The 11654-nt window shown below is 47.5% G+C and carries 11 protein-coding genes and 1 pseudogene; all 12 read right to left on the bottom strand.

Features of this window, described 5'->3' with window-relative positions; translation table 11 throughout:
* Positions 1-248: pseudogene (locus tag D3222_RS22815) on the bottom strand (phage late control D family protein); the annotation flags it as partial.
* A 990-nt stretch (positions 249-1238) separates the two neighbouring features.
* Positions 1239-1418 carry a hypothetical protein gene (locus D3222_RS26315; protein WP_232832638.1) on the bottom strand — a complete coding sequence of 60 codons (180 nt, stop codon included), beginning with the start codon at positions 1416-1418 and terminating at the stop codon, positions 1239-1241.
* 16 nt (positions 1419-1434) lie between these two features.
* Positions 1435-1893 (bottom strand): hypothetical protein, encoded by a 459-nt coding sequence (locus D3222_RS22810; protein ID WP_232832637.1) that lies wholly within the window; start codon positions 1891-1893, stop codon positions 1435-1437.
* Positions 1886-3058 carry a hypothetical protein gene (locus D3222_RS22805; RefSeq protein ID WP_118988155.1) on the bottom strand — a complete coding sequence of 391 codons (1173 nt, stop codon included), beginning with the start codon at positions 3056-3058 and terminating at the stop codon, positions 1886-1888. Before D3222_RS22805 ends, D3222_RS22810 begins: the two co-directional genes overlap by 8 nt.
* Positions 3059-3060: 2 nt before the next feature.
* Positions 3061-3336 (bottom strand): PAAR domain-containing protein, encoded by a 276-nt coding sequence (locus D3222_RS22800; RefSeq protein ID WP_118988154.1) that lies wholly within the window; start codon positions 3334-3336, stop codon positions 3061-3063.
* A gap of 28 nt (positions 3337-3364) precedes the next feature.
* The gene (locus D3222_RS22795) at positions 3365-4138 is read right to left on the bottom strand and encodes a hypothetical protein (RefSeq protein ID WP_118988153.1); all 774 of its coding nucleotides are present in this window, start codon (positions 4136-4138) and stop codon (positions 3365-3367) included.
* Positions 4139-4266: 128 nt separating this feature from the next.
* Complete coding sequence (locus D3222_RS25685; protein WP_232832636.1) at positions 4267-4587, bottom strand: hypothetical protein; 321 nt, start codon at positions 4585-4587, stop codon at positions 4267-4269.
* Between the two features lie 225 nt (positions 4588-4812).
* Positions 4813-5802 carry a putative type VI secretion system effector gene (locus D3222_RS22785; RefSeq protein WP_118988151.1) on the bottom strand — a complete coding sequence of 330 codons (990 nt, stop codon included), beginning with the start codon at positions 5800-5802 and terminating at the stop codon, positions 4813-4815.
* Positions 5803-5879: 77 nt separating this feature from the next.
* A complete protein-coding gene (locus D3222_RS22780; RefSeq protein WP_118988150.1) occupies positions 5880-6881 on the bottom strand; it encodes a putative type VI secretion system effector in 1002 nt (333 codons plus the stop codon).
* Positions 6878-9484 (bottom strand): T6SS effector BTH_I2691 family protein, encoded by a 2607-nt coding sequence (locus D3222_RS22775; protein ID WP_118988149.1) that lies wholly within the window; start codon positions 9482-9484, stop codon positions 6878-6880. The genes D3222_RS22780 and D3222_RS22775 overlap by 4 nt, the downstream gene beginning before the upstream one ends.
* Positions 9484-10512, bottom strand: coding sequence for a DUF4123 domain-containing protein (locus D3222_RS22770; protein WP_118988148.1), 1029 nt, complete (start codon positions 10510-10512; stop codon positions 9484-9486). The genes D3222_RS22775 and D3222_RS22770 overlap by 1 nt, the downstream gene beginning before the upstream one ends.
* Positions 10513-10522: 10 nt before the next feature.
* Positions 10523-11654: DUF2345 domain-containing protein (locus D3222_RS22765; protein ID WP_157975409.1), on the bottom strand; the 1132-nt coding region annotated here is incomplete at its 5' end.

Here is an 11654-nt window from a genome sequence, read left to right as displayed (position 1 = left end):
GGGTTTTCCGGCGCCTGCAAGATAAACGTGGCCGATTTGTTCAATATCACCGCCGGATCGATATCCCTGTTCGGGCTGGTGAAATCAATGGTGTAGCAATACGGGGCGCACAGGCGCTCTTCGCCGGTGAAGCTGAACACCTCCAGTTCGGCATTGCAGCGCCGGATTTCAAGCCGGTAACGGGCATGACCCGGCAACACGGGTTTACTCGCCTGAAGCTGACGGGCACGCAGCATTTTTCTATCCATCAATAGTTTTCCTCAGATATCAGATAAAACGGTCGGTTCACTCAGCGAAAAGGGCATCCCACTTTTTCAATAAAAGTGCCTGTCGTTATAAACGGTTATACCCGTTATCTTTCAAGTTGCCTCTTTGTTGGCTGCACTCGCTCACCCCGGTCACATAGTTCGCTATGCTCCCGGGGATTCTCTCCCTTGCCGTCGCGATGCATCTTGAAATCCATAGGGTATATGTCAATTCAACTACCGAAAATCCAACCGAATATATTCTCGGTTGTTAACCCTGATAAATGCGGGGAACAGTCAATTGATGCCGGTATTGCTTAATTGAGAGCTAACCAGAATAAAAATAATCGTGAAGGCCGGTCATCTGCCCGCGAATGAATAGATTCATTAATTGCCTATAGGGTGACGGAATAATTTACATCCTCCCTGCGGGTGAATATAAAGATCAAGTCTTTTTTTATCAAACAGCACAATATGCTTAATATTAACGGCAAAATTCATCCTATTTAAACCAAATACAAACAGGGTTTAATTTGTTTATATAAAAAGATTGCATTGATTTAAATAATATGAAATCAATTCTCCCTTCTGATATTCATCTCTTTCAATATCATTGAAATAAAGTCTATTTTTATATTATTTTCAACAGATTAATCAATGCTGAAAATATAATTCAGGCATTATTACATATCCACTTTACGATTAATATTCACTATTATCAATATGTTACCGAGGCGTAAAAAAGGAATGATTCTAAATTATATTCTGCGAATGAGAATAGATTTCATTATTTAGCGTTAACCCATCCATAATAGCTTTACCCTGCCTTATAATAAAGCCTCACAGACAGACAGGAATATCATGATGATATGGTTATAAAATATCTATCATCGAATGAACAGCAGCACTCAATTCAATATTCTGGCAATAGCCGGGTGACAATACCAATATCACCGTTATCTCTGCCTCAGAGTTATTCCGTCAAATAAGCGATTACTCTTCTTCCCCATCATGATTATTTCTCCCCGGCTTAGGAAGGGTATTTCCCGCATGCTCCACAAAAATCGTTTTCGGCAACCGGAACCCTTTCAGGGCCAGCAACGCCAGCGGACCTTTACCCTGTTCGGTACGTAATACCCAGGTCAGCGGGTGACGGCGACGCAGTTGGCGCAACGCCTGTAACTGCGCTTTATCCGGGCGGCATCTGCAAACTGCCGCCCCACAGCAACAGGTTATGCTCGCCTTCTCGCCAGTGTTGTGCTGTCAGCCTGGGGGCAATCGCTTCCACTTGTTCCCGTTGCCCCATCACCAACAAAATACAGACCTGCCGACGCCAAAGGGGGCCATAACGCCGACGAAGCTGATATTGCAACCGTTGAAAATAAAATGGTGCTTCTGAAAGTACAACTTGCTCTACGAGCGGTTTAACCGCGATTTCCTGTACAGGCAGACGCTGTTTGTAATCCCAAAAAAGATTCAACAGCCATATCACACCCACCATACTGACAATCCAAACAATTATTTTGACGGCCTGAGTAGACAACCCGAATCGATCGCCCCAGAAAGATAACAATCCGCCCAATACCAGTGCGATCAAACTGGTGACCAGACCGACTCCCAAATTACGGGTAATAAAAGCCTTAAACATGGAGATCCCCTGATGAAGTGACGTGGTTCAGCGGGGAGAGGGTCCCCAGTTGTAACGTGGCATGGTGCGCTAGCAGAAAAAGCTGTGGCGCCTGTTGATACTCGGCCATTTTCATGGCGAGCGTTAATGCAAACCAATCCGCATATGGCTCTGATTTCCCAAGCCAATGGGGGACGAACTGTTGATCAGGCGTTGCCGGTGCGCTCTGCTGTACGGATGATGGCAAGGCTTGCAATATCTGATTAAACCGAATTAACAACTTATCTTTCTCCGGTGAGTCGGCATCGTTGTACCACAATGTCCCGGCAGTGATGGCAGGACGTTGATAACGCAGAAACTGGGCCACACTCTGCCCGGCCTCCGCTGCGACAGTAACCATAGGCCGATGCAGACAGCATTTCGCCGACAATGGAGAAGAAGATGGAACCAGTAGCCAAACCACGGCACTCTCACTGGCTGTTCGTGGCGTTTCACCGTCCTCCCACCACCATGTGATGACCAGTATCAGCCCTTTAACTTCCGTGGTCAGCCAATCGTCCATCTGGCCGGCATAATCGGCTTTGAGTTCTATCGGACCATGTAGCTGAGACAAAGGCAGCCCCAGATTTTTCCAGACCTGACAGAATGTTTCCCACACTCTTGTGGAACTGTTTAACGGGAAATAGACACTCACCTTGTGGTCAGCCACATGCGCCATCAGGCTGTGGCGCACCGATCCCAACAAACCTTCAAACAAACGGAAATACCCTAAAAATGGCGGTAATAACAGGGCGCTATCGCCATTAACTAACACCGCAATATCAGCCGGTGAGGGGACCTCTGAGGGAAACAGCGCACCATAATCCACCACCTTCATCCCTTGCTCAGCCCACATTTGCCAGCGGGCCTCCTGCCAGGCATTTTCCTGCGTCAATACCTCAGCCTGTTCCCATTCGACGCCATAACGAAACAACCGCCAACCGGCAATCACGCCGAACAGAGCCGTGATGCCAGTTACGGCAACCAGTGCATAAAGCAGGCTGGTTGGATCTTTAAACAAATACCAGAAACCACCGGCTGCAACCGCGACGGCGAAACAAGCCAAACTGAACAACCGCCACCAAAGTGACCAAGTTAATGGGGCTGGCCGGTGTATGGAATAAGACGCTGGAATTTCCCAGGCCATTATCATGACTCCCCTATTCCGGTTTTAGACGTACTGGAAATGATATAACAACCGCATTGGCAAAGCGCTTTATCAAACGCTATCGGTTTACCATCAGAAATACATTTGGCATTGGCTTTAATAATACGGTTAATTCCATGCCCTTCCAGCGGACAACTGACTAAATCATTTAATAAGGCGACATGCTTACCTTCAATATCGATGGAAGAAGAAACGGAAATCACTTCACCGCCGCTACTGAGCTTATCGCCCAGGCGAATAACACCTGTAAACATCATGTACCCTATATCATTAAGAATAAATTTTTCACATCTCCAGCGTGATAATATTATCGTTCTGGTTCTGATTATTCGACGCTGCCTGAGAAAGCCTCTCGATAACGTTTATCAGTGCTTCTCGGTCAATAAAGTCCTTTGAGCATACAATGTCGATTTTTTTATTTAAATTAACGGCAATCAGCACGCTGCTTTCACGTTCCTCAACCCTTTTAATACATTCATAAGGCAAGAAAATAGTTTTGCTCAACGCGGTCGGCGTTAACAAAAAGCCCCCGTCTTTCTCTGCAAAGAAATAACGATCTTTTGTTTTACAATAGGAGACATAATGCATCGCTGCCATCATGATGCAAATACTACTCGCACCCTTAATTAACGTTAAAAGCGCCACGCCCCCAAAAATACCCGCCTTCTTTAGGTACCTGTCCCGTAAAAAATACACCGCGGGATCGGGAGCCACATTATCATTCGGATATTCAGAGAAAGGGGATAATGCGACCCGTTGAATCGACAACAAACACCCAATGAAATAAACTGCCCCCAACGGAAAAAGACTGGATACAATAAAAGAACTGATTTTTGCATACCTTGGCACGTTGATAATCACAAACAGATTCACCACCTCCAGCAAAATAAAAATCAGCATGACAACATTGAGTATTGATAACGTATCAACCAGAGCCTGCTCTCTATAGGAAAGCGCAGAATAATGAGCCCCAAGTACCCCAATAGCCACCCGCAAGATAAAATAGGTAAATACATTAATAGCCAAACCTACCCAAACTATTTTATAGATCTGCTTCACAAAAACCCCTTGATTTACACAAAATTACATATCAACCCAACTTAAGCTTTCCTATGTTCATTAAGATGTTTGGATTGATCCGTGGCATGATTATTAAATATGGCCTCAGACTGATTCTTTTAGGGAAATCAGTCTGATGTATCATATTTCAGGCTCTTGGTGAGTACGCAATAAAAAAAGATAACAATCACCGGCCAAATAAATACAAAGATCGCAATCCATAATGACCAATGCCATACCTTTATAGCCATCACCAAGCTACATATAAAAACAACAATAATAAAAGGCAAGCACTTAAGAAGTAGAGATAAAATGTAAACGGATACTACAGTAGCAGCCACTTTAGATGGAAAACTCCTCCACCCCCAATAATGATTAAAAATATAATAATTCAGCGTCGCTACTTGCATCATAACAATGAAAAGAGAGGAAAGTACAATAATCGCCATGATAATCCTGCATAACTTTATCATCTCAAATTAATCCTATCATTATTAGTTTGAATCTACATCACATTGATCGGGTGGAAAGGAACCATAGTCTCTAACCCCCGGATGCGCATTTTTTTCATATGAGTCACTACCGTGATTGTAAAACTTTTTATCTTTCTCATATTAAAGGGACAATAGGTCCTGTTCTTCATACCATTGGTTCCTATTATTGGATTACTTAAATCAGTAATAGTAGTAATAGCTGGAGTAACAACTTTTATCTGGCAAAACCCTTTCACTGCCTTTACTTAATTCTCCATTCGAAGAACTGGCTTTTATCTCCTTCAGTTTCTTCAGCGTAAATTGATAAAGATTAATATCCGTAGGATTAGGGAAACTCAATACAGTGAAAATCTCTTCAGCCAGTCTGAATGTGGGTTTCGGGTTTCTTATACAGGAAAAATAGACTAACGGTGAAAAGACAATCGCCATCAAAATACAAAACAAAGACATATATTCTATATATCCCACAATATCCTCCCGAATAACAAAGACCCACATTATCATGAAGACAGAAAAAACAAATAAAGAAAAATACCAGGTACTCCCTATCTGATATTTAGCATTTGCATGAATACCCTGCTTACAACGCGGTGTCATCGATATCACCCTTAATTCGGGATGCGCAATGGCATAAACCACATAATGCCCTTCCTGCTCTGTCACCGCTAATTCAACGTCATCACCCACTTTTGCGGTGGTCAATCCCAGCCAGCCATGAAAGGGGACACCGTTGATTTTCCCCCGTACAAAATCACAAACATCCCGCACCCGAACTCGGGTTTGTGTATTGGAGGTATTACCCACCATCGCCATCAACAACGCGCCAAACTGCTCCCGGTCTTCCTCCCGGGCAAAGGCGGCCGGATCATATTCCCGATCGGTAAAATAACCCATCACACAGAGCGCCTCGAATTCCTCCAATACACCACTGACTTTTATTAAGGGTTTACCCGGCGGTAATTCCGGCGGTGGCGGCTCTTTTACCAATATCGCATCCAATGCGGGAATTTTTTCTTTTGTTTTTGCAATCTCCTGTTCTGCCTTTTCTCTGTCTTCTGGATGGTTTGCTATCCAGTCAAGATTAACTTCAATCCATGTATCAAGGCTGCTTCTCTGACTTTTTATTTCCTCAAAGTCAATGGCCGCTTTATAAGGACGATAGGTACTCATAAGCCATCCTTAATTGCATTAGCAAAACTGTGACGTTGTTCTTCATACCGTTTGTCCCTATTATTGGATTACTTAAATCAGTAATAGTAGTAATGGCTAGCGAAACAGGCTTTATCTGGTAAAACTCTTTCGCTATCTTTACCCATTTCCCTATTCGGTGCATTGGACCTAAGTTCTTTGAGCTTCTTCTTAGTGAATTGGTGAAGATTCATGTCAGTGGGATTAGGGAAACCTAATACCGTGAAAATTTCTTCAGCCAGTTTAACTGTGGGTCTGGGCTTTTTTAGACGGTGGTAATACGTACTGGGAGCAAATATCGCTATCATCACAGCACAAAATGGCAGCATATATTCCAGGATCATGAAAATATCTTTCATCATAAAAAAAACATCGCCCATGATTATAACAAGCAGGTAAAGCGAAAAAAGAAAACAAGTCCCGAATATCTGCTCTTTAGCATCCGAAAGAATACCCACCTTACAACGGGGCGTCATCGACACCACTCTTAATTCAGGATGCGCAATGGCATAAACCACATAATGCCCTTCCTGCTCTGTCACCGCTAATTCAACGTTATCCCCCACTTTTGCAATGGTAAATCCCAACCAACCGTGGAAGGGAATACCATTGATTTTCCCCTGCACAAAATCACAGACATCCCCCATCCGAACACTGGTTTGCGAAGTCACCGCCGCCGCCGAGGTATTGCCTGTCATCGCCAGCAACAGCGCGCCATATTGATCACGCTCCTCCTTACGGGCAAAGGCGACGGGATCATATTCTTGATCGGTAAAATACCCCATCACACAGAGCGTCTCGAATTCTTCCAATACGCCACTGACTTTCATTAAGGGCTGACGAGGCGGTAATTCCGGCGGCGGCGGCTCCTTTGCCAATATCGCATCCAATTCCGGGATTTTAGCCTGAACCTCCGCTATGGCTTTTTCTACCTCCTCTCTATCCTGAGGACGACGCTGAATTCTTTCTCGCTTAACCGCTATCCGTGTGTCAAGACTGCTTCTCTGACTTTTTATTTCCTCAAAGTCAATAGCCACTTTAAAAGGACGACAAGTACTCATAAGCCATCCTTAAGTGCGTTAGCAAAACTGTGACGTTGTTCCTCACACCGGGTATTTCGCTGCGAGTCAGGGTAAATAAATTGCGTGGATTGCAACATTTTCGGCGGCTCCAGACCAAAAACACAACTTCGACACCATTTCTGCAAATCATTATCAGAAAAATAGATAACCAGCTCTTCAACCAGAAAAATAAGGATCATCGCCTCCCAACTGCACAGCCAGGCAAGCGTCTCCCACGCCAGAAGCTTCGCCACTCCTTCAACGAGTAAATTTTTAGGTGAAAGTAATGCCCTTTTCACTAAGACTTCTAATAACCCCTTTAATGCTGTTGTGAGTTGCATAAAATCATAGGCACTTTTAAGACCGTAAAGCCCAATAAACTGCCAGCGCCCTCTGCCACGCCATTCAGAATAAAGGTCACTCATATCTACCCCCAAATTGAGTGTAGAAGAGAGCGTACCGGCACTCGTCCCGATAAACTTAATGGTGTCGGTGGCAGCCATATTTTTTATGCCGTGCTCAACCATCGGCCCCACAATCTCCATCGCGGTACTCAATGTGCCTAAAAATGCCGCCGTCACCTGGGCGTGGCTCTTGACATCCCCTTTGCTCTCTTTTAACTGACCGGCAAACTCCAGCCCGTTGAACAATAAAACCAGCAATTTAATCCGGGATTTTTTTAATACCGATTCCCCTTCGGCACTTTCAGCAAATTCCTTAAAATCACGGTTATAATTATTTCTTGTTTCAAGACGAGCTTCCGCTCCCGGCCTTTTAAGCTGTTCCAACACCTGTTGCCGAAAAGCATTGCCCTCCTTAAGCTGCGATACCGACAGGTCAACCGCCTGATCAAACGGCACACCAGAAATCACCGAGAACAACGTCCTACTCAGCATTTCATTCAGGCTGTCCAGCCTTTTCCCTAAACGGGTAAAATTCAAGAACCGGTCACCTAACGTGACCAGTCGCCGATCACAATGCAGCATCGCCCGGGCAAAGGTACTGTGAGAAGTGGGCGGTCTTTCCAGCGCCTCATTCGCTTTATCGTAGGCTTCCACCAGTTTCCCACTCAGCTCTGACACCGTTTTTATAAACATTGAGGTGTCCGCCGGTTGGTGATTGTCCTTATGCAGCTTCATCTGCTGCAAAAACCCGGCCATCTCTTTCATCACGTCCGGGTTATTCAATAACAACGAGCGCCAGACTATGCTCTCCGACGAAAGCGCGGAATACCGGTCAATTTGGTCATCTAAAAAGGCACTGCCCGCTTCAGTGACGTTAAGCAATACGATGGCGTAGTCCACCGCCTCCCGGTAATTCAGGTTGTCTTCCAGTCGGGTGGAATAAAAATCCTGACAACAGGTGATAAACCGGCTCTGTTTTAACCAGCTCACTCTGAACTGGGCCAGTTGTTCCAGCTTTTTCGCCACTTCGCCACAAAAATCAGCATAACATTGGTTAAATGCCTGTCGTTTCGCCAGATTCAGCTCTGCCGTGTATTTCCCCCAATCACGGGCAAACACGTCATTATCTGATTTGATCGTATTGCGGGTAATACTCTCTCTAAGGTTTGCCAACTCCTGTTTGGAAACAGCCCCATAGGCCATCTTCACGACTGCGCTGATATCGTCATCAATGCGTTCTTTCTCATTGGCGGTTTTCAATTGACGCAGTTGATTCTCCACCCCGATCAGTGAGTTCTCGGTCATAAACTCAATCGACAGTTCATCCAGCCAGGTTTTATGCTCGCCGGCGATATCATCACTCCAGCCCGCTAACTCATGCGCAACGCCTATCGGATCATGCAGCGCGATTAACACCGGCGAGACGGGGCTACCGTCCGCTGCCGCGCCCCGTTTTTGCATCGCTCTGACCGTGGCGGCGGCATTCCCCATCCGCTTTTCGCTCCACGGATAGAGGGTGCCCTGTGGCCCTACCGCGTTAGGCACAAACTGGTAGTAGGGCGCCTCTTCCCTTGTCCGGCTGATACGCGCCGCTTTCGGGTTGCAGGGCAGCAGATATTTGACGGCGTCTCTGTCCTCCGGATGGTAATCCATGACCCCATTCAGGTTATCTTCGGTAACCTGAGCGATACCCACGCCCTCCGGCACACTGCGCCACTGCCACGGTTTCACACACTGCATCCGTTTTTGCCGCGCTTCAGGATGGGTGTGATAATACTGGATGGCCTCCATGCTCCAGACCGACGGGGAAAATGCCAGCCACGTCTCCTGACGCAGAGCGATATCCCGCAGCACAATAAATTCCATATTCGTACTCTGATGAGTCGGGGTATGACAATCCGCCGTTTTCTTGGCCTGAATACCAAAAGGGCCACCGAACTGCTTCCACAACCCACCATCCTCGCTGATGCTCCAGGCCTCCCAGCTCTCCTGTTCAAATAACCCGGCATTAGCATAATAGACATACAAAAAACCCTGTCGTAAGGCACGTAGGGCATAATGGTAGCCCTGCGCTGATGGTGCCGGCGTTTCTGCCCACGCCGGCAACGTTTCAACAACGCGATCCGGCACCACGCTATAGCGTACCGGCAGCAGGGCCGGGCCGGTTGCCTCACACATCTGGCATAAAGGTCGATTCATTAAGAAATCTCCTTGTTTTCTGAGGAAATAACGGAAACATTGAGATGACCGCATTCACGGGCCAGTACCTGCCATTCTTCCGCTGTCAGCCTGTTTGTGCGTTCACCATAACCACCGAAACTGTCACCCTGTTCACTGGACAACAGCGACTGTATCCGGGGGTGTAAATCTATCTCCGGATGATAAAGCAGACCGTGCAATGCACAGGTTTCCAGGTCTTGCACAGCGTTAAAGGCATAGCGTGCTGTCACCCGACGCAACAAGGCCAGCATGATATGCCGTGCTTCGGATTCGGGTCGACGTAGCTGATTGCGGTGCACCTGGCGATATCGGCACAATGCCCGGTTCATCGGGCCTGCCCAGATAATTTCTTTCACTTTTTCAGGTGCTAATGCCAATGAAAAAGTGTATTGCTCCCTCGCGGATTGCGTATTATCCCGGTACAGCAATTGACCATCACCGTCAGTCAAGTACCAGTCGGTCAGTGGCCCTAACAAACGCGAACGCTGCCAGCTATCCAGCAACGGCCATATAGCATTGTTCACGGTTGGATCATAAAAACGCAGCACGATTTGCCGTACCCATGACAATGTTTGTACCGCCGTCATGCCGATATGTTGCGCAATCGCAAGTGCCGGGCTGGCACTGAACAACCAGCCACACACCATTCGACCTCGCCTAGCCATCAACTCAGCCGGATCCGATTCCTGTAACGCCTGCATGACACTCAATGCCAATAAATCAGCATCCTCAGATCGATTGATATCCAGCGGTATCAGCCAGGGAGAATAACGGGATTCAAAACGCGGATGTTTTATCTGGGTCGGGATTGCCGCCGGTTGATGTGCCAGGATTGCCGCAGGCAACTCGGCTACCTGCCGGGTATCCAGAAAAACGGCCGGATCAACCAGCAACAGCCCTTGCCCGTTACGTTGGGTAAATGCGGTCTGCAAGTCAGACAGCAAGCCAATTTTCTGCCGATCTATCACCTCGGGAGAAAAATCATAATCAATTTGAATCTGGGTCATCAGAGATTCCTTATTCCACAGCACTGTCGAGAGTCGTCGCCTTCTGCACTGCCGTTGACGCACAACGGTCAGGTAAAGTCAGGGTTGAATCCTGACTGACAGGGCCCGTTTTCTGTAAAATGTCACAATGGATCCGAGCATTCTTCGGGCTGGCAAACGAAATATGCCCGTCTTTCAGCGAGATATAAGCTCCCCCGCACTCCAGACGCAGTTCCGTTTTCGCGGAAACGGTCACGCGATCTTGCTGACTTGCCAGCGTCAGCGCCTGTTGCGCCAACACCTCCACCGCGTCAGTCTGTGCCTGAATCTCTACCTTGCCGGAAGCCGCCAGTAGCTTCATACCCAACGTTCGGGTGAACAAACTCAAACCATTCCCCACCGCCAGCCGGAATTTCTTGGTGATGCTCATATCCGCATCCCGGCCCACGGTGGTGATCAGGTTTTCACCAGCAGAAAGTTGCAAACTGCCCGGGGTCACCTGAGCAATGCCTGACGGCGCGGAAAGTAACAGAGCGCGTTGTTGCAGATCTTTGAGGGTGTCATTCATCAATGCAGTCTGGGTTTCGATATCCGCCAGTTCCGCTTTCGCCGCCTCAGCGGCATGACGCAACCCCGCCGCGGTCTGAATTGCAGCCTCCAGCTCAGACAACGCCCCTTGCATATCCCGTTGCTGACCCGACGCTTTAACCTGCTGATCCGCGCTGATAAACAACCCCTTCCCGGCCCGGATCGCTCCCCAGTCGTCAGTGCGCAACTCAAACCCTTCACCGCGCTTGTTGGGATGCAGTCGCTGTCCGTCCACCAGATGGCCCAGATTGAGCTGGCTTTTACCGCCATATTCGGTGCTCAGTTTGATGTGCTCTTTGCCGCGATCATCGTCCATCCGCAGTTTGTTGTTGGCCGGCGTGCGCAACACGTTGCGTCTGTAGTTGTAGCGGGTTACATGATCTTCATGCCGCGAGTCATGCAACGCATGGGCGATATAGGGCCGGTCCGGGTTACCCTGTTCAAACGCGATCGCCACTTCGGTTCCCTGGAGCAGCGGCCAGTGGAAACCGTAGCTGTTACCGGCATACGGGCGGGCTAAACGCACCCACAGGCTTTCGCCTCCCAGCGGCCACTCATCCAAATCAAAATCAAAC

Origin of the sequence: Photorhabdus sp. CRCIA-P01 (assembly GCF_003545805.1) — a bacterium.
Classification (GTDB): Bacteria; Pseudomonadota; Gammaproteobacteria; order Enterobacterales; family Enterobacteriaceae; genus Photorhabdus; species Photorhabdus antumapuensis.
Note: the sequence above shows the minus strand (reverse complement) of the source record. Positions and strands in the feature narration are given on the sequence as shown.

Coding starts and splice junctions, on each gene's coding strand:
- D3222_RS25685 (WP_232832636.1), bottom strand. CDS start 4,587: ATGGCGATTATTGTACTTTCCTCTCTTTTCATTGTTATGATGCAAGTA.
- D3222_RS22805 (WP_118988155.1), bottom strand. CDS start 3,058: ATGGCCTGGGAAATTCCAGCGTCTTATTCCATACACCGGCCAGCCCCA.
- D3222_RS22775 (WP_118988149.1), bottom strand. CDS start 9,484: ATGAATCGACCTTTATGCCAGATGTGTGAGGCAACCGGCCCGGCCCTG.
- D3222_RS22800 (WP_118988154.1), bottom strand. CDS start 3,336: ATGATGTTTACAGGTGTTATTCGCCTGGGCGATAAGCTCAGTAGCGGC.
- D3222_RS22780 (WP_118988150.1), bottom strand. CDS start 6,881: ATGAGTACTTGTCGTCCTTTTAAAGTGGCTATTGACTTTGAGGAAATA.
- D3222_RS22785 (WP_118988151.1), bottom strand. CDS start 5,802: ATGAGTACCTATCGTCCTTATAAAGCGGCCATTGACTTTGAGGAAATA.
- D3222_RS22770 (WP_118988148.1), bottom strand. CDS start 10,512: ATGACCCAGATTCAAATTGATTATGATTTTTCTCCCGAGGTGATAGAT.
- D3222_RS22810 (WP_232832637.1), bottom strand. CDS start 1,893: ATGTTTAAGGCTTTTATTACCCGTAATTTGGGAGTCGGTCTGGTCACC.